This is a genomic window from Pseudomonas sp. CCI1.1, from assembly GCF_034348165.1.
Classification (GTDB): Bacteria; Pseudomonadota; Gammaproteobacteria; order Pseudomonadales; family Pseudomonadaceae; genus Aquipseudomonas; species Aquipseudomonas paracarnis.
Genome location: NZ_CP133780.1, coordinates 1,638,877 through 1,657,600, shown reverse-complemented (window position 1 = coordinate 1,657,600; position 18,724 = coordinate 1,638,877). Strand labels below are relative to the sequence as shown.

The following is an 18,724-nucleotide window of genomic DNA, read 5'->3' as shown; positions in this document are numbered from 1 at the left end:
GTTATACCGAGTACATATCCATTCCTGCGGTAACGGCCACTTAGGGTTCCGCTTTTACAGCCAGCCCTTTCAAGGTCTTTTCGTCTTGGCAGCCTTGATTATCCGGTCCGTTGAAACATGCGCATTCACCGCGGTGCCTTTAACCCATGTTTTGGGCTTGGGTACCTTGGGGCCACGGGGGCTTTTCGCAACTTGTTTAGGTTGGATATTTCTGGCAAGCGCCAATAAGTGCTGAGCCAGTTTTTCCAACGGAATGACAGGAAAATGTTCCGAGGGCAGCGCAATCTGCATTCCCTCATATCCACTCCTGACCTGAACCGCTAAATGGTAAATCGAGGCTTCCCATCCTTCAGGCTGGGTATCCCGATGAGCTTGTTCAACACTGCGTTTGAGAACAGCCAGGACGTTGTAAGCCAATACCGCCGTTGCAAACCCCAGTAAGGCAGCCTTTGGGCTGCCAAGGGTTTCGATCTCACTTTCCAGGATCGCTTCCAGTCGCTGGAACATACCTTCAATGCTCCAGCGGCGGCGATACAGTTCGGCGATCTGTTGCGCACTGACGCTCTCAGGCAGGTTGCTCCAGAACATCAAGCTGCTGTCGCCGGAGTCCGTTGGCGAATGAAGCGTCAGTTCGACACGCCGACATTGGTAACCGCCTTTGACCTGGATGATCTGCTCACGCACAGTGCCAGTTTCCACAGGTACTGGCTCTTGCCACTCACCCTCTTGAATCAAGCGTAGATGCTTGGCTTGCTGACGAATGACAAAGCAAGTTTGGACTTGCTCACAAGCCTCCATAACCGGGAGCGTGCAATAAAGCCGGTCAGCCAGCCACACTTGGCCTGGCTCGGCATTGGCCAATAAAGGCAGCACACAAACGCGCTCGCTTGCGTAGGCATCCTCACACGCCTGAAGGTCGACGACCTGATCCAGATCGGGATCGTATGCAACAACCGAAAAACCGGGACGAGCGGCGCCGCGCTCGTTGCGTAAAGCTCCCAGACGTTTTTCAGTGGATGCCAGGTGATTACCGTCCACTACCCGAACCTGCCAACCCGGCAGCATCGCCGTGCAGCCCAGCTCCCGGATGGTTGGAGCCAGGCGCTGTGCACAGCCCGTAATCAGGGCGCGCAACAGAGCAGGCTCGGTACGACTGATCTTGTCGTAGAGAGCCGCCAGGCTGACCGGAAGGTCCTCCAGTTGTCGCGCGGCGGCGTGCAGAGATGGCTTCAAGCCCAATGAAACAAGGGACATTAGCTTGATGATGGTCGAGAACAATAGCTCACGAGAATACTGCCGTTGCCGGTGTTCTTCGAAAACCTGATCAATCCACTCGGGGGCAATAGCCTGCTGCAGCGCCAGTTTGGCCATGACACTGGCAGGTGCTTTTTTTTCGAAACGCGCTAGAACTTCCGCCCACATCGTTTAGGTACCCCCTGAATGAATTTCAGGGGATTTTACAGAAGACCTTGAAAGGGCTGGCTTTTACAGCGGCTCACTTTTGAAAAGCCGGAATGCCGGCCCAGACAAAAGTAAGCAAAACGCTCTTGCCCCACCACTCGGCACCTCGCCTGGGCTCGGTGTGCCCGTAATCCGCCAGTGATTTGGGGGGCCGCCGCCACGCGCCATCCATGGCGCGGGGCGGCTAAACCGGCATCCCTGCCGGTTTACCCCCCAAATCCCTGTCGAATTCCGGCCAGCGTGGTTTGACGGGGCGCCTAACATCAAGATCAAAAGCAGATCAAGATCACAAGCAGATCAAGAGCGACTCGCTTCGCATCGTGGTTACCGTCAAGGCCGTGACGCTTGGCGTTCGGTCTTGCATCCAGTCATTTCAACAGCGTTTCAACACATATATCCATGGAACGCTGCTGCGTCTGCTCATACAACTGCAGCTCATCAATCGTGCTGCGCCCCAGCGCCTGCTCGAAGGCTGCCCGGTTGGAGTTGCCCGCGTAGTGACTCTGCGCCCCATCCCCCAGGTTTGACTGGAAGATTCCCGCCGCACTGACCGGCAGAAAATCCTCGTACACCAGCGGTTCCACCGCCACATGACCGGCGTTGACCAGCGTCTGCAACGTGCGTGGCTGGTCTACCTGGCCGCGTGCCGCCAAGCCCTTGTCGGTGACGAAGTAGCGAAAATACGCCAAGCCCTGCTCGCGCATTTGCGGGTAGTTATCGGGGAAGGCATGGAAGTGCTGTTCCATCAATTGCACATAGCGTTCGGCGTTGGCTTCATTGGGGAATGTGCCGAGTTCGTCGCGGGCGGCGTTCAGCAGTTGGTCGTACAGGGCGCGGCCTTTAGGCGTAAGCGCGACACCGCGTTGTTCGATTTCGCCGAAGCGCGCGCTGTGGCTGCCGTGGGCATCGGTGAAGGCGATGGGTTCGTCCAAGGCCTTGAAGCTGGTCTGGCGTAGCAGGATCGGGCACTGGCGCCGAGGTGGGCCTTCGATCACGGCTTTGGGGGTGATGCCTTTGCCAGGCATCGCCGCCTGCACCTGGTCGATGTCCAGGGTGCGTGGCGTCAGGTGGTTGATGTGCGGGCCTTTGAACGCGACGACGTCGGCGATCAGGCGGTGCTGGTCGCTCAGTTGCTGATATTGGGCGCCGGTGACCGTGGCAGTGTGGTGCCAGCGGAACGTCTCCAGGGCCTGGCGGATAAAGGCCTCGGCATCGCTGGCATTCAAGCCGCCTTGGGTCTCTGCCTGGTCGATCAATGCCAACGCCTCGGCGGTAAAGATCGAGCGTTTGGCCAGGGCGCTTTCGGCGAAGGCACGCAGGTCGGGGTTTTCGATCAGTTCCAGGCGCAGCAATGAGGTGAACACGCGAAACGGGCTGGTTTGCAGCGCATGTTCATGCACGGCGCGAAAGGCGGTGGAGTGAACAGGCACGCCAGCGGGGGTGAGGTCGTAGTAGCCCACCGGTTGCATGCCCATCACCGCGAATAAACGGCTGATGGTTGCCAGTTCCGCAGCGGTGCCCAGGCGGATGGCGCCGTGGCGTTCCATGTCCAGGCGCTGGATTTCGCCGGTACGTTGCAGTTGATGCGCCAGGCCCGGTTCGCTGTCGAGCACGCGGGCATTGGTCTGGGCCACCAGCTCAAGCAGCGCGCCGTACAAGGGCACTTCATCTCGATACATGTCGGACATGGCCTTGGAAAAGCCCTTGCGGATCTCGTCGGGGCTGACATGGGCGGTGGCGTGCATAGAAAAATTCCTGATGACTGGAGCGATGATCGTGGCCTTTGCCCGATTTTGTTGAGCGGCCGGCCGGCTTGCAAACGAAGATTCCTCTGGACTTCATTCTGCAAATGAATGAGTTGACCTTGCGTCCAAGTCTTCATGTGCATGCGGGCGTCATTGCGCTCTACACTGCGCCTCACTGTGTAGGTGAAGGAGGACCCGATGACGGCCAAACCCGCAACCAACCTGCTGGGCACCATTGAAGGCCAGCGCCTGGCAACGCAACACGCCGAACGTTGGCGCGAGTGGGGGCCGTACCTGAGTGAACGCCAGTGGGGCACGGTGCGCGAAGACTACAGCGCCGACGGTGACGCCTGGGCCTACTTCCCTCATGAACACGCTCGCAGCCGCGCCTATCGATGGGGCGAGGACGGGTTGGCCGGTTTCAGTGACAAGGCCCAACGCTGGTGCCTGGGCCTGGCGCTGTGGAACGAGCGCGATGCAATCCTCAAGGAGCGTCTGTTCGGCCTCGACAACGCCGAAGGCAACCACGGTGAAGACGTCAAGGAGCTGTACTTTTTCGTCGATGGCGTACCGAGCCATGCCTACATGCGCATGCTCTACAAATACCCCCATGCGGCGTTTCCCTACGCCGACCTGATCGCCGAAAACGCCCGTCGTGGGCTGGATGATGCCGAGTATGAAATCCTTGATACCGGTGTGTTTGCAGATAACCATTACTGCGATGTCAGTGTCGAATACGCCAAGCATCAACCCGACGATATTTTCATGCGCGTCACCGTGCATAACCGTTCGGACCAACCCACACGCCTGCAGGTGCTGCCCCAGCTCTGGGCGCGCAATGACTGGAGCTGGACCTTCGATGCACCCAAGCCCAGCTTGAGGCTGGACGGCGAGCGGGTTCTGGCGCGTCATCATGAACTCGATGATCGCCACCTCAGTGCCTGGGGCCAGGACGGGTTGCAGTGGCTGTTCTGCGAAAACCAAACCAATCGGCCCAAACTGGACGGGCAACCGGCGCCGGGGCCATTCAAGGATGGCATTAACGATTACGTGGTGGGCGCGGTTGAGTCGGCCGTTCGCCGGGACGCCGGTACCAAGGTGGCCGCGCATTTCACCCTTGAGCTGGCAGGCCAGGAAAGCAAAACCCTTTACCTGCGTTTTGCGCCGGTGGGCGCGCCCGATGTCAATGCGCGCAAACTGTTCGAACAGCGCCGCCAGGAGGCCGATGACTTCTACTCGGTGTTGCAACAGGGCCTTGCCGATGAGGATGTGCGCACTGTGCAACGCCAGGCCCTGGCCGGCCTGCTGTGGTCCAAGCAGCTGTACTATTTCGACGTGAACCAGTGGCTTGACGGCGACCCGGCCCAGCCCGCGCCACCGCCCGAGCGCCTGCACATCCGCAATACTCATTGGCGGCACCTGTGCAACTTCGACATCCTGTCGATGCCAGACACCTGGGAATACCCGTGGTACGCCTCCTGGGATCAAGGCTTCCAGGCGGTGGCCATCGCGCTGATCGACCCTGGTTACGCCAAGCAACAGTTGTTGTTGCTGGTAAAGGACCGCTTCATGCACCCCAACGGCCAATTGCCGGCCTACGAATGGCGCTTTGACGACGCCAACCCGCCCGTGCATGCCTGGGCCAGCTGGCGCGTATATCAGCAGGACAAGGCGCTGACCGGCGTGGGCGATATGGATTTCCTGGAGCGGATCTTTCACAAGCTGCTGTTGAATTTTTCTTGGTGGGTCAACCGCAAGGACGCCGAGGGCCGCAACCTGTTCCAGGGCGGTTTTCTGGGCCTGGACAATATCGCCTTGTTCGACCGCTCGGCCCCGTTGCCGACGGGTTACCAGTTGGACCAGGCCGACGGCACCGCCTGGGTGGCGGCCTATGCCCTGGACCTGATGCGCATCGGCCTGGAGTTGGCCAAGCGTAATGGGGTGTACGTGGATATTGCTGTGAAGTTTTTCGAGCATTTCCTCTACATCGCCGGCGCTATCAACCGCGTCGATGACAGCGCCGAAGGCTTGTGGGATGAGCAGGACCAGTTTTTCTATGACGTGCTGCACCGCCCTGATGGCCAGAGCGAGCCGGTGCGCCTGCGCTCCATCGTCGGGTTAATGCCGCTGTTCGCGGTGCTGGTGCTGGAGCAGCGCGAGCATGAAGGCCTGGAAGGCTTGCGCGAGCGCCTGCTGGGCTTTATGCATCATCGGCCGGACCTGGCCAAGCTGGTTTCGCGCTGGACCGAGCCGGGGCAGGGCAACCGCCTGTTGCTGGCGTTGCTGCGTGGTGAGCGCACCAAGGATTTGCTGCGGCGCATGCTGGATGATCAGGAGTTCTTGTCGGCCTTTGGCGTGCGCGCCCTGTCCAAGGCGTTCGCCGAGCAGCCCCTGGCGTTGAAGATGAATGGCGACACCTTGTGCGCCAGTTACCAGCCCGGTGAGTCCGACTCACGCTTGTACGGCGGCAACTCCAATTGGCGCGGGCCACTGTGGATGCCGGTCAATTACATGCTGATTGAATCGTTGCGCGAGTTTCACCGCTACTACGCCGATAACTTTTCCGTGGAGTACCCGGCGGGCAGTGGGTATCTGGCGTCTCTGGAGGAGGTGGCTGACAGCCTCAGCGAGCGGCTGACGCGGTTGTTTCTAAGAGATGAAAACGGGGTGCGGCCGTCGATGGCGGGCTATGCACAGTTGCAGGAGGACCCGGCCAGTCGTGACCTGGTGTTGTTCCATGAGTATTTTCATGGAGAGACAGGGCGAGGGCTGGGGGCTTCACACCAGACCGGGTGGAGCGCGTTGGTGGCGTTACTGCTGCAACCCAAAAACTGAGCAACCTTGCGGATTTGCTTTTCTGTGGGAGCTGGCTTGCCTGCGATACAGGCACCGCGTTGCGTCCGGCAAATGGAGTAGATGCCATCGCAGGCAAGCCAGCTCCCACAAGGGGTCTTCATTCTCCGCGAGAATGCAGGATCGAGTAGGAGGCGGATTCACATCCGCCGTCCTCTCACACCACCGTACGTACGGTTCCGTATACGGCGGTTCAGGTTATACGGTTAAGTCGGTTTATCGTATCCAGTATCGAGACCAGCCCGAGGCGGTCCCACAGCTTCTTCGGCAACGCCTGATTCATATGGGGCGCTCCCGAGTTCCACCATGGGCCTCGGCCATTGACTGCCGATTTCCACGCCCGCGCCGCATTAAGTCCCAAGCGTATCAAGTTGCGCGCCCTCGTAGAGGGCCGCTTCCATTGACGCCAGACGATACAGCGAAGCTTGTGACGCACCCAGCCGTCCAATTCCTCAAGTGGCCGTCTGCTCTGGCTCAGCTTGAAGTAGCCCGCCCATCCGCGCAGCACGGGGTTTATCCGCTCGATGACAGTCGCCACCTTGTGGCCCCGCGCTTTACGTAGCAGCTCTCTGAGCCGGTCGCGCAAGCGACCCAGGCTCATCGTCGCCACTCTCAGTCTCGGTTGCTGATGCCAGCTCATCCCGTAACCCAAGTAATCACACATCCAAGACCCGGCTACTCGGCTCTTATCCCGATTCAGCGTTAGTTTCAGGCGCTGATTCAGGAAGCGCTCAACACTGGCCATCACTCGTTCGCCAGCACGAGGGCTGCGCACATAGATGTTCGCATCGTCGGCATAACGCACGAAGCGATGACCCCGCCGTTCCAGCTCGCGGTCGAGTTCGTTGAGCAGGATGTTCGACAGCAACGGCGAGAGCGGGCCGCCTTGCGGCGTCCCTTCCTGCCGTCGGCTGGCGATCCCACCCGACATCTCACCGGCTTGGAGGTACCGCCGGATCAGTCTGAGCACGCGTTTATCTACGATTTGGCGCGCCACGTACGCCATCAGGAGATCGTGGTTGACCCGGTCAAAGAATTTCTCAAGATCGAGTTCCACGCACCAGCGATGCCCTGCCGCCACATGGGCGCGGGCTGTCTCGATGGCTTGGTGGGCGCTTCTGCCCGGACGGAAGCCGTAGCTGTAATCCGAAAACAGCGGGTCGAAGATCGGCGTGAGCTGTTGCAGCAGTGCCTGTTGGATCAGGCGATCCACGACGCAGGGAATGCCCAGTTGTCGGGTGCCGCCTTTGGGTTTGGGGATGTCGACGGCGCGTACACCTTGCGGGTGGTATTCGCCGGCCAGCAACCTCCTCTGGAGGATCGGCCAATACTGATTCACGTAGTCCGCCAAGTCGTCGACCGTCATGCCATCGGCACCCGGCGCGCCCTTGTTGCTGACCACGCGCTGATACGCACGTCTGAGGTTGGCCGGTGCAAGCACCCGCGCCATCAGCGTGTCCGGCTCCGCGTTCGTCCACGTCACAGATGCCGTCGATACCTTTGCGCTGTCAGCCGTCATCCTCGGATTCTGTCCGGGACTCGGAGTCACAGTCTTCTCTTGGAGAAATTTCTGCATTTCGGTATTCAACGAGACTCTGACGCCTACTGGCGGCATAACCTGTTCGGCCCTTGGTGGCGCGGTTATTCGCCACTTACTACGGCTTCGGCTGACTTCTGCACGCTCATCCCATCGCCTCTCGACGCTCGGTAGCACACTGGCAAACGTGCAGATCTCCCAGGGTAATTCGCGCGACCTTCCTGCTTATGCCTGTCGGATCTACGTCACAGCGTTCCGTGCAAGTATTGGGCTTTGAAGATTTTGGCCTTCTTACCCCGCTGCGCCGCCTCTATCCGCTTCCTGTTCGTCAGGCCAGCATTTTGCCTCGGGCTTCCTTCAGATTCGCAGTCACCCGCGACACCCTTGCCTCTGGCTAACACTTCCCCTTGCCGGGTGTGTAGAGGACTTTCACCTCCCAGTCACCAGCGTGGCCACCACAGCCAAGCTGGTTGCGCTTGCGCGCAACGCGCCATGCCTGGCGCACCAAAAAAATCCCGCCGGGGAGGCGGGATCAGGATTCAGGGTTACCCGTGAATCAGGAAGGGAACAGCTCGCTCAGCTTCATCGCCAGCATCATGTCGCCTTCGGTGCGCAGCTTGCCGCCCATGAACGCCTGCATGCCGTCGGTGGAGCCGTCGACGATGCCTTCCAGGGTCTCGCTGTCCATCACCAGGGTGACCTGAGCGTCAGGGTTTTCGCCTTCTTTGAGTTCGCAGGTCTTGTCCTTGACCACCAGCGAGAAATTCTTGGTGTCGTCGATACGGAAACCGAACACCAGGTCCAAGCCTTCGGCAGCGCTTGGGTTGAATTTGGCTTTCATTGCTTCTACGGCTTTAGCTACGTCAGTCATGGTTTCGATCCTTAAGGGTAGAGTCCAGTGACCTTGGGGTCACGGTTGGCCACAGTTCATCGGAAAGTGATGAGCTGCGGCGCCTTCAACAGTTGCAAGTGGGCGTGACTGTTGAAGGAAGCCAGTGCCACCTCGCGACCACGGAACTTGAGTTGGTTGAGCGAGGTGTTAACAATTTGCCAGTTCATTTCGAAGGCCTGGGCGGCAGGCATTCGGGTAATCAGGTGGAGCAGGGCGGTGATGGTGCCGCCGGAGGTGAATACGGCGATTTTGTCGGTGTGGTTCGCGGCTTCCAGGATACGCTGCAAGCCACCCTGGACCCGCTCGACAAACCCCAGCCAGCTTTCCAGCCCTGGTGGGTCATAGGTGCCGGCCAGCCAGCGCTCGATGATCAGGGCGAAAATGCGTTGGAACTCGCTGCGGTTCTGCGGGCCGTTGCGCAGGATGTGCACGGCATCCGGTTCACTGCTGAGCAGGTCGGGCAACAGGCCGCGAATGATCGCTTCGCCGTCGAACTCGTTGAACGCGCTATCTGTTTCCAGCGCCGGAACCGGCAAGCCCAAGGCGCTGTACTGATCGAACGTGGCGCTGGCAGTGTGCTGCTGGCGACGCAGGTCGCCGGCGATGCAGCGGTCAAACGCAATGCCCAGGTCTGCCAGGTGGCGACCGAGCACTTGCGCTTGTTCCACGCCAACGGGCGAGAGGACGTCATAGTCGTCTGCACCGAAGGAGGCCTGGCCATGTCGAATCAGATAAATGCTGCCCACGTCCGTTTTCCCGGTACGTTGAAAGTCTGGCGAGGTTATGAGGATGCCTGCGAGCTGTCAATGAAAAAACATACGCTTGTTTTAAAAGCGCGTTGGAGCCCGCCTGCTGGCGGTTTGATCACTGGCTCCTTCGCAGTGGCGTCGGTATGCTGGGGCCATCCGCGCCCGGCGCAGTGCATTTTTTAAGGAGACATATGGATTTTTTGGCCGAATACGCGAGCTTTCTGGCGAAGACCGTCACCCTGGTGGTCGCTATTCTGGTGGTACTGATCAGCTTTGCAGCACTGCGCAGCAAAGGTCGTCGTAAGTCCGCCGGCCAATTGCAGGTCAGCAAGCTGAATGATTTTTACAAGGGCTTGCGCGAGCGTCTGGAGTCGAGCCTGCTCGACAAGGACCAGCTCAAGGCCCTGCGCAAGTCCGAAAGCAAAGCTGAAAAGAAAAAAGACAAGAAGAAGCCCGAGCCCAAGCCGAGGGTGTTCGTGCTGGATTTTGACGGTGACATCAAGGCCTCGGCCACCGAAAGCCTGCGCCATGAAATCACCGCACTGCTGAGCCTGGCCACGCCCAAGGATGAAGTGGTGCTGCGCCTGGAAAGCGGCGGCGGCATGGTGCACAGCTATGGCCTGGCCTCTTCGCAACTGGCGCGTATCCGCCAGGCCGGCGTGCCGTTGACCGTGTGCATCGACAAAGTGGCGGCCAGCGGCGGCTACATGATGGCCTGCATCGGCGAGAAGATCATCAGTGCACCCTTCGCCATCCTCGGTTCCATTGGCGTGGTGGCGCAGTTGCCCAACGTCAATCGCCTGCTTAAAAAGCACGACATCGACTTTGAAGTGCTGACCGCCGGTGAATACAAGCGCACGCTCACAGTGTTCGGCGAAAACACCGAGAAGGGCCGGGAGAAGTTCCAGGAGGACCTGGACATCACCCACCAGCTGTTCAAGAACTTCGTCTCGCGTTACCGCCCGCAGTTGGCGATTGACGAGGTGGCCACCGGTGAAGTGTGGTTGGGCGTCGCTGCCCTCGACAAGCAACTGGTCGATGAGCTGCAAACCAGCGACGAATACCTGGCTACCAAGGCCAAGACCGCCGAAGTGTTCCACTTGCACTATGCCGAGCGTAAGAGCCTGCAAGAGCGCGTGGGCCTGGCGGCCAGCGGTTCGGTGGACCGGGTGCTGTTGACCTGGTGGAGCCGCTTGACCCAGCAGCGGTTCTGGTAAGCCAGTACTGAAAACCAGATAATCCCTTGTGGGAGCGGGCTTGCTCGCGAATGCGGTATATCAGTCAATAGATTTGCTGGCTGACACTCCGCATTCGCGAGCAAGCCCGCTCCCACATTGGTTTTCGGTCATGTCAGGTTAAACGGGGTTTAATCGAGTCCGCCAACTGCGTAAGGATCAGGCAGCACGACACGGCCCCGGCATCCAGAACGCCGAGGGAGCGCTCACCCAAACGACTGGCCCGGCCAATCTTGGCCACCAGGTCCTTGGTCGAATCCCGCCCTTGGGAGGCGGCCGTTTTCATCGCATCGAGTGCATCGCTGAAAGAACGCCCCGACGCCTGCGCCCGTTCAAAGGCTTCTACCGCCGGAATCAATGTATCCATCAAGCACTTGTCGCCCACGCCCGCTTCGGTGATGTCCTGCAGCGAGGTCAAGCCGCCGCGCAGCAGGCGGGCGAAGGTGGCGGCGTCGATGTCTTCACTGCCGCGCACTTCGTCGGCCATGCCGATAAACAGGCTGCCATACAAGGGCCCCATGGAGCCGCCGATGCCTTCCATCAGGCTCAGGGTCAGTTCATCCAGAGCTTCGGCCAGGGTCAGTTGGCGGCCTTCGATCGTGCGGCCGCAATGGGCAAAGCCTTTGGCCATGTTGATGCCATGGTCGCCATCGCCTATAGCGCCGTCGACTTCGCTGAGGTACTCCCGGTTGGCCACGATCACGCTGACCAGGTCGGCGACGATGGCGCTACCCTCATGGGTGGAAAAATGCTGGCTCATGGTTCACTCCGCCTGGGTCATGCCGATGGAGCGGCAGGGTTGGTCGATCAGGGTTTTCAGCTCGGCGTCGAGGCCGAGCAGGGTCAAGGTCACGCCCATCATCTCCAGGGAAGTGAAGTAGTTGCCCACGTAGCAACGGTGAATCTTCAAACCTTTGGCCTTGAGCTGTTTTTCCACCTCGGCGTAGAAAATATACAACTCCATCACCGGGGTGGCGCCGAGGCCAGAGACCAGCACCACCACGCTGTCGTCCTGGCTGAAATCGCGGTCGGCGAGGATCGGCGCCAGCATGCGCTTGGCCATGGCGGCGGCCGGTTCAATCGGGATGACTTCGATGCCCGGCTCGCCATGATGGCCAATACCTAATTCCATCTGCCCGTCGGGAATCTGGAAGTTCGGCTTGCCCACCGCGGCGATGGTGCAGGGCGTAAGGCCGATACCAATCGAGCGGCAGTGGTCGACGGTTTTCTGCGCCACCCGAATCACGCCGTCCAGGTCGTAATGCTGGGCAGCGGCGGCACCGCCGATCTTCCACATGAAGATCTCCCCGGCTACACCGCGACGCTTGGCGATGTCGGCCTTGGGCGCGGACGCCACGTCGTCGTTGGCGACCACCGTGCGGATGCGCATGTCTTTGCTGGCGGCCATTTTCATCGCCAGCTTCACGTTCATGTTGTCGCCCGCGTAGTTGCCATACAGGCATGCCACGCCTGCGCCATGGTCGGCGGCGCGGAAGGCGTCGAAAAAGCTTTTGGCGGTGGGCGAGGAAAAAATCTCGCCAACGGCCACCGCATCCACCAGGCCTGGGCCAACATAACCGAGGAACGCCGGCTCATGCCCGGAGCCGCCGCCGGTGACAATGCCAACGCGGCCTTGGGCTGAGGGCTTGGCCTTGACGATGACCCGTGGGTTGCTTTCGTACTGGCGCAGCTCGGGGTGCGCGACCAGGATGCCGCGCAGCATGTCTTCGACCACTTGGTCGGGATCGTTGATGACTCGATTCATAACGCGGGTTCCTGTGTTCTTGTTCTAAGGGGCGGCACTATTCCACTGTGGGAGCTGGCTTGCCTGCGATGGCGGTGTGTCAGCTGGGGATTTTTTACTGATGCACCGTCATCGCAGGCAAGCCAGCTCCCACAGGGTTTTGTGTTGTTACTCAGATCAGGGTTCGAGCACAACCTTGAGCGATTTATCGCCGCGCTCCATCACTGCAAACGCTTCCTTGAAATCCGCCAGCGCAAACTTGTGGGTCACCACGTCGCGCATGTCGATCTTGCGGTTGCCGATAAAGTCGATGGCCCTTGGGTACATATACGGTCCCAGGTGTGAGCCGAGGATATCCAGCTCCTTGCGGTCGCCAATGATCGACCAATCCACCGTGGCCTCGTCATTGAACACGCTGAATTCGACAAAGCGTCCCAGCTTGCGCAGCATCGCCAGGCCCTGGTTCACCGCCTTGTGGTGCCCGGTGGCTTCGATATAGATGTCGCAGCCGTAGCCATCGGTGATTTCGCGGATTTTCGCCAGCACATCCACCTCGGCCGGGTTCCACACTTCATCGGCGCCCAGGCGCAGGGCGAGGGCGGCGCGTTCGGTTTTCATGTCCAGCACGATGAGTTTTTTAGGGTTGCGCAACCGCACCGCGCCGATGATGCCCAGGCCCAGGGTGCCAGCGCCGGCGACCACCACGATGTCGTCATGGTCGACATTGGCGCGTTCCGCCGCGTGCAGCGAGCAGGCCAAGGGTTCGATCAGGATCGCTTCATCGGGGGCGATGGATTCCGGTACTTTGTGGATGATGCCTTCCTTGGTGAAGATCATGTATTGGGCCATGGCGCCCTGCACATTGTTCTGGAAGCCATACAGGTCGTGCTTTTGGCACATCCAGTACTGGCCGTGGTTGCAAAAGCGGCAGCCCCAGCACGGCACGATCTGCTCGGAGATCACCCGGTCGCCCACGGCCACGCCGCGCTTCTCGGCGCCTGGGCCAAGGGCGACCACGCGGCACACGAACTCATGCCCGGGGATCATCGGTGGCTTCACGTAGCGCGGTTGTTCGGCATCGCCCCAGAACGACGGCGCGCCGCGATAGGTCTTGATATCGCCCATGCAAATGCCGCACAGCTCGACTTTGGTCAGGATCTCGTCGGGGCCGGGGGTGGGCACGTCGACGGTTTCCAGGCGGTAGTCTTCCGGGCCGTGGCAGACCACAGCCTGCATGGTTTTCGGGATGCTCGGGGCGAGTTGTTCAGGTGTGCGTTCGGTGACAGTGGACATGACAAAACCTCACGACATAACGATGAATTACTGAATGCTGTAACCGCCGTCGATCACCATGTTGGCGCCGGTGATCATCTGCGCGGCATCGCTGAGCAGGTACAGCGCCAGCCCGGCGATTTCTTCCGGCTGGGCAAAGCGACCTGCCGGGATCTGCAATTTGGCCCGCTCACCCACCTCGCCGGCCCAGGCTTTTTTACCCAGGGCGGTTTCGACGATGGTGGGGGAGATAGCATTGACGTTCACCTGCGGCGCCCACTCCATGGCCAATACTTTGGTCATGCCGACGATGGCGGCTTTGCTGGCGCAGTAGGCGACGTGACGGTCCAGGCCAATCACGGCGGCCTGGGACGCCAGGTTGACGATGCGCCCGCTGCCCTGGGCGATCATGTGCCTGGCGCAGGCCTGAGCCATGAAAAAGCTGGCCTTGAGGTTGATGTCCAAGGTGGTGTCCCAGGCGCTTTCGCTGACGTCGATGGCCTTGTCCAGCAGCACCACGCCTGCGCTGTTGATCAGGTAATCCAGGCGCTGGAAATGTGCGAACACCTTGTCGACGGTCGGTTGTATCTGGTCGATCTTCCCGAGGTCGACGGCAATGCCCAGGTGCCCGGCACCCAGGCTGGCGGCCACCTCGACCACGGCCGGATCGCGGTCCAGCAGCGCCACCCTTGCGCCGCGTTCCGCCAGCAAGGTAGCGCAGGCCAGGCCGATGCCGGCGGCGCCACCGGTGATCACCGCGCAACGGCCGCTGAGGTCGAAGGCTTGGTTCCAGAAACCAGACATGAATGACTCCCGATACAGATCAAAAGGTAGAACTCGGTCCAATGTGGGAGCTGGCTTGCCTGCGATTGCATCAACCCGGTCTACCTGATGCACCGAGGTGCCTGCATCGCAGGCAAGCCAGCTCCCACAGTTGACTGTGTTTCAAGCCACTGACTACTTACCGCCGCTGACTTGCTTGTACAGCGCATCCGCATTGGCATTGGTCACCGGCACCCAGGGCAGGATGTAGTTCTTGGCTGTGCCGTCGGCCCATTTCACGTCCTTGGCGTAGCGCTCCCAGATCGCCGATTGCGGCTTGTAGTCCTCGCCTGCCAGGGCGCGCAGGGCCACGTCCAGTGCGCCTTGGGATTGGGCCTGGGCATCCTGGAGGAAGGTGGTGACTTCGTCCTTTTTCGCCGCCTGGATCGCATCCGGCATGCCGTCGATAGAGGTAACGGGCACATCCTTGGCGGTGAGGCCATGGGACTTCAAGGCTTGCACGGCGCCCAGGGCCATGTCGTCGTTCTGAGCGATCACGCCATTGATGCCCTTGGGGTGGGCGTTGAGCCAGTCTTCGGTGAGGGTCATGGCCTGGGCGCGGTCCCAGTTGGCGGTTTTCTTTTCGATGATCTTGATGTCCGGGTGTTTGCCCAGCACTTCCAGCTCGCCTTTTTCCCGGTCGATCTGCGCCGACTGGCCAATCGGGCCCTGGATGATCACCACGTTGCCCTTGCCGTTGAGCTTGTCGACCATGGCCTGGGCCTGCAGGCGGCCGCCTTCCACGTCGTCGTTACCCACATACGGCACGCTGGCATCGGCTACTTTCGTATTGGAGGCGATGACCACCACGTCGTTGCTCATGGCGGCCTTGACGGTGCCGACGCCGGCCTTGGTATCAATCGGCACGAACAGAATCGCGTCGTAGCGTTGGGTCACCATGTTTTCGATCTGGTTGTTCTGGGTCAGGGCGTCGTAGTTGCCGTCGAACACGGTCAACTGCACGGTGCCATCCTTGACGGCCGGATGCTCCTTGAGCTCACGAACCCAGTTCTGCATGAACTGCCCCTTGAGGCCATAGACGGCTGCGCCGATCTTGTAGGTCTTGCCGTCGGCGGCCAGGGCGATACTGCTGGCGAGCAGGGAGAGGGCCGCCGCGGCGGCCAGGGTGGTACCCAGTTTCATAAGTAGAACTCCGGTTATTGTTATGGGTCGTTCTTCAGCGTTTCTTCTTGCGCCACACGTCGATCAGTACTGCGAACACAATGATCAGGCCCTTGGCGACCTGCTGGTAATAGGAGGACACGCCGAGCAGGTTCAGGCCGTTGTTGATCACGCCGATCAACAGGGCCCCGAACAAGGTGCCGACAATGCTGCCGGTACCGCCCGACAGGCTGGTGCCGCCGATCACCACCGCGGCAATCGCGTCCAGCTCATAGGAAACCCCGGCCTGGGGCAGCGCAGAGGTAGTGCGTGCCGACAGCACCACGCCGGCCAACCCGGCGAGCAGGCCCGAGACCACGTACACCGAGAACATCACCTTGCGCACGCCAATGCCGGAGGTGCGTGCGCTTTTTTCATTGCCGCCCACCGCATACACATAACGGCCGTAGGTGGTGTAGCGCAGCACCATCCAGAAAATAAGCGCGACCACGGCGAAGATGATGATCGGCACGCCCACCGGGCCGACCTTGCCGATGCCGAGGGCCAGGTAGGCGTCGGGCAGGTCGGTGATCGGGCTGCCGTCGTTGAGAATAAAGGTCATGCCCCGCGCGATGCTGAGCATGCCGAGGGTGGCCACGAACGGCGGGATCGACAGGTTGGCGATCATGAAACCATTGACCACCCCGAGCATCGCGCCGGCAAACATCCCTGCGCTGACCGCCGCCAACAGGCCATAACCCTGGGTGGCGACCATGGCGCTGCACAACCCGGCGAACGCCAGGATCGACCCCACCGACAGGTCGATACCCTTGGTCAGGATCACATAGGTCATGCCCACGGCGAGAATGCCGTTGATGGAGGTCTGGCGCAGGATGTCCATCCAGTTGCGCCAGGTCATGAAGTACTCACTGGAAAACGCCATTACCACGCACAGCAGGATAAACACCAGCGGCAGGCCGAAGCGGTCGAGGGACAGGCGCAGGCGGTTGCGCGGCGCGGCGGTAACGGGGGCAACGATGGTTTTGGCATTCATGAGGCAAGACTCAACAAGGCTTCCTGGGAAAGGGCGGTGTCGGTGCTGATAGTGACCAGCCGGCCACCTTTGAAGACGGCGATGCGGTCGCTCAAGTGCAGCAGTTCCGGTGCTTCTGACGACACCACAATGGCTGCGCCACCGGCCCGCACAAACTGGTCGAGCAGGTGGTAGATCTCCTGTTTGGCGCCTTCGTCGATGCCGCGGGTGGGTTCATCGCAGAGCAGGCACACCGGTTCCGTGGACAGGCATTTGGCGAGCACCACCTTTTGCTGGTTGCCGCCGCTCATGGACGCCACCGGCAGCTCCAGGGAACTGGTCTTGATCTGCAGGCGCTTGACCATCTCCTCGGCCAGTTGCGCCTCTTTGCGTGCGTTGATCAGCGACCAACTCGACAAGCGCTTATAGGCCGACAGTGCAATGTTCGACAGGATGCTGCCGGTCAGCACCAGGCCGCTGTCCTTGCGGTCTTCGGTGACCAGCGACATGCCGGCGTCGATGGTCGCCTTGGGCTGCCCGATGGGCATGGGCTTGCCTTGCAAGGTAACGCTGCCGGCATCCGCCACGGTCAGGCCGTAGATGCAATTGAGGAATTCACTGCGCCCGGAGCCCATCAACCCATAAATGCCGAGGATCTCGCCACGGCGCAGTTGCAGGCTGATGTCGTGGAACTCACCGTTGCGGCTCAGGTTGTCGACCTGCAGGCAGGTGCTGGCCGCGCATTCGCGGCCCACCTTGTGGTCGATGCGCGTCAGTTCCTGGCCGACAATGCCGCGCACCAGGTGGTCGCGGTCGATATCGGCCATGCGCCCGCTTTCCACAAAGGCGCCATCACGGAAGATGCTGTAGTCATCGGCGATCTGCGCCAGTTCGCTCAGTCGATGGGACACGTACACGATGCCGGCACCGCGTGCGGTAAGGCGGCGAATCGCCTTGAACAGGGTTTCGGCCTCGCGCTCGCCGATGGCCGAGGTGGGCTCGTCCATGATCATCACCTGGCAGTCATGGCTGAACGCCTTGGCGATTTCCACCAGTTGCATCTGCGCCACGCTCAAGCGGTGCATGGGGCTGGTGGCGTCGACGTCGAACTCCAGGCTTTCGAGCAGTTCGCGGGTGCGGCGATTGAGGGCCTTGCTGTCGACGATGCAACCGGCGCGGCGCGGTTCGCGGCCCAGCCAGATGTTTTCGGCGACGGTCATGTAGGGGATGGGTTCGAGCTCCTGGGTGATCATTGCGATCCCCGCGGCCAAGGCTTCACTCGGGCGATTGAACTGCACCGGTGCGCCGTTGAGCACAATGCTGCCGGCGTCACGCTGGGTGATGCCCATCAGGATGCTCAGGAAGGTCGACTTGCCGGCACCGTTGCCGCCGCACAGGGCGTGGACGCTGCCGGCGCGCAGAGAAAGGCGCCCGTCGCGCAGGGCTGGCACCCCGGCGTAAGCCTTGGCGACATGTTCAGCCTGGAGCAGTAATGGCGTGGCCATCGGCGTGTCCTCGTGCTGTGAATTCTTATTAGGTCGCACAGTCATGTTTCGCTGTGATCATATGTGTATCAAATGAAATTCTGATCAGTCAATCTCTTTCAATTAAAAGGTGTGATTCTCATCTTTGACGCGGTTATTGCCTTGGTATAGGGCTTTGACTGGCAGGTCAGTTAAATCTCGCTTGACAGTAAGGGGTGAATGCTTGCGAAATGAGTGAGAGATATTTCACTAAGTGATCATTTGATCAGTGGAGTTTGGCGCCATGAACACACCTTTCCCGGTGGCTATCGGATGCGATGAAGCAGGTTTTGAGCTCAAAGAGTTGTTGAAGCGCCATATCGAGGCGTTGGGGTACCCGGTCACCGACTTCGGTACGCATTCAACGGCGCCGGTGCTGTACCCGGACATCGCTCTGGCCGTGGCCACCGCCATCAATGCCGGGCAACAGCGCCTCGGCGTGCTGGTATGCGGCACCGGCATAGGCATGGCCATCTCGGCCAACAAAGTTCTGGGCATCCGTGCGGCCCAGGCCCATGACACCTACTCTGCGGAGCGGGCGCGCAAGAGCAACGATGCGCAAATCCTCTCCATCGGTGCGCGGGTCATCGGTGCGGAGTTGGCCAAAAGCATCGTCAGTGCGTTTTTGGCCTCGGAGTTCGAAGCGGCGCGGTCCGGGGCCAAGGTCGAGCGCATCAATGCGATCGAGCGCGATGGGCATCAGTAGTGGACGGCGCAGGGCAAGAGTCGGGAGAATGCGCCTTTGACGCCGAAACGG

Annotated in this window: 15 protein-coding genes; 3 read left to right on the top strand and 12 right to left on the bottom strand. The window is 60.5% G+C overall.

Annotated features, from left to right (window positions below; all coding sequences use genetic code 11):
• Positions 1 to 69: 69 nt before the first annotated feature.
• Both RHM69_RS07125 and RHM69_RS07120 read right to left on the bottom strand, forming a co-directional pair.
• Positions 70 to 1,371, bottom strand: coding sequence for an IS4 family transposase (locus RHM69_RS07125; protein WP_322255506.1), 1,302 nt, complete (start codon positions 1,369 to 1,371; stop codon positions 70 to 72).
• A 458-nt stretch (positions 1,372 to 1,829) separates the two neighbouring features.
• Positions 1,830 to 3,206 carry a VOC family protein gene (locus tag RHM69_RS07120; RefSeq protein WP_014718183.1) on the bottom strand — a complete coding sequence of 459 codons (1,377 nt, stop codon included), beginning with the start codon at positions 3,204 to 3,206 and terminating at the stop codon, positions 1,830 to 1,832.
• Positions 3,207 to 3,404: 198 nt separating this feature from the next.
• On the opposite strand from RHM69_RS07120, the gene RHM69_RS07115 reads away from it, so the two are divergent.
• Complete coding sequence (locus RHM69_RS07115) at positions 3,405 to 6,041, top strand: MGH1-like glycoside hydrolase domain-containing protein (RefSeq protein WP_200600848.1); 2,637 nt, start codon at positions 3,405 to 3,407, stop codon at positions 6,039 to 6,041.
• A gap of 211 nt (positions 6,042 to 6,252) precedes the next feature.
• Here RHM69_RS07115 and ltrA read toward each other — a convergent pair whose 3' ends face one another.
• The 3 genes from ltrA to RHM69_RS07100 all read right to left on the bottom strand — a co-directional run bounded on the left by ltrA (position 6,253) and on the right by RHM69_RS07100 (position 9,234).
• On the bottom strand, positions 6,253 to 7,674 hold the full coding sequence (gene ltrA, locus RHM69_RS07110; protein ID WP_011805433.1) for a group II intron reverse transcriptase/maturase: 1,422 nt from the start codon (positions 7,672 to 7,674) through the stop codon (positions 6,253 to 6,255).
• Between the two features lie 478 nt (positions 7,675 to 8,152).
• Positions 8,153 to 8,467, bottom strand: a complete 315-nt coding sequence (locus RHM69_RS07105; RefSeq protein ID WP_014718185.1) for an SCP2 sterol-binding domain-containing protein — start codon at positions 8,465 to 8,467, stop codon at positions 8,153 to 8,155.
• A gap of 56 nt (positions 8,468 to 8,523) precedes the next feature.
• On the bottom strand, positions 8,524 to 9,234 hold the full coding sequence (locus RHM69_RS07100; protein WP_014718186.1) for a histidine phosphatase family protein: 711 nt from the start codon (positions 9,232 to 9,234) through the stop codon (positions 8,524 to 8,526).
• Positions 9,235 to 9,428: 194 nt separating this feature from the next.
• Here RHM69_RS07100 and sohB point away from each other — a divergent pair, with 194 nt between their 5' ends.
• Complete coding sequence (gene sohB, locus RHM69_RS07095) at positions 9,429 to 10,454, top strand: protease SohB (protein WP_014718187.1); 1,026 nt, start codon at positions 9,429 to 9,431, stop codon at positions 10,452 to 10,454.
• Between the two features lie 133 nt (positions 10,455 to 10,587).
• Here the strand turns inward: sohB and dhaL are convergent, their stop codons facing one another.
• From dhaL to RHM69_RS07060, 7 genes are all read right to left on the bottom strand, one after another.
• The gene (dhaL, locus tag RHM69_RS07090) at positions 10,588 to 11,232 is read right to left on the bottom strand and encodes a dihydroxyacetone kinase subunit DhaL (RefSeq protein ID WP_102666901.1); all 645 of its coding nucleotides are present in this window, start codon (positions 11,230 to 11,232) and stop codon (positions 10,588 to 10,590) included.
• A 3-nt stretch (positions 11,233 to 11,235) separates the two neighbouring features.
• Positions 11,236 to 12,237 carry a dihydroxyacetone kinase subunit DhaK gene (locus RHM69_RS07085; protein ID WP_072434463.1) on the bottom strand — a complete coding sequence of 334 codons (1,002 nt, stop codon included), beginning with the start codon at positions 12,235 to 12,237 and terminating at the stop codon, positions 11,236 to 11,238.
• Between the two features lie 156 nt (positions 12,238 to 12,393).
• Positions 12,394 to 13,509: an erythritol/L-threitol dehydrogenase gene (locus RHM69_RS07080; protein WP_020301589.1), complete on the bottom strand. Its 1,116-nt coding sequence runs from the start codon at positions 13,507 to 13,509 to the stop codon at positions 12,394 to 12,396.
• 27 nt (positions 13,510 to 13,536) lie between these two features.
• Positions 13,537 to 14,292: an SDR family oxidoreductase gene (locus tag RHM69_RS07075; protein WP_020301588.1), complete on the bottom strand. Its 756-nt coding sequence runs from the start codon at positions 14,290 to 14,292 to the stop codon at positions 13,537 to 13,539.
• 153 nt (positions 14,293 to 14,445) lie between these two features.
• Entirely contained in the window at positions 14,446 to 15,453 is a 1,008-nt protein-coding gene (locus tag RHM69_RS07070; protein ID WP_200600850.1) for a substrate-binding domain-containing protein, read from the bottom strand.
• 34 nt (positions 15,454 to 15,487) lie between these two features.
• Positions 15,488 to 16,465 carry an ABC transporter permease gene (locus RHM69_RS07065; protein WP_014718193.1) on the bottom strand — a complete coding sequence of 326 codons (978 nt, stop codon included), beginning with the start codon at positions 16,463 to 16,465 and terminating at the stop codon, positions 15,488 to 15,490.
• Positions 16,462 to 17,949, bottom strand: coding sequence for a sugar ABC transporter ATP-binding protein (locus RHM69_RS07060; RefSeq protein ID WP_014718194.1), 1,488 nt, complete (start codon positions 17,947 to 17,949; stop codon positions 16,462 to 16,464). Before RHM69_RS07060 ends, RHM69_RS07065 begins: the two co-directional genes overlap by 4 nt.
• A gap of 262 nt (positions 17,950 to 18,211) precedes the next feature.
• Between RHM69_RS07060 and rpiB the strand changes: the two genes are divergently transcribed.
• Entirely contained in the window at positions 18,212 to 18,673 is a 462-nt protein-coding gene (gene rpiB, locus RHM69_RS07055; RefSeq protein WP_019817614.1) for a ribose 5-phosphate isomerase B, read from the top strand.
• The last annotated feature ends 51 nt before the right edge of the window (positions 18,674 to 18,724 follow it).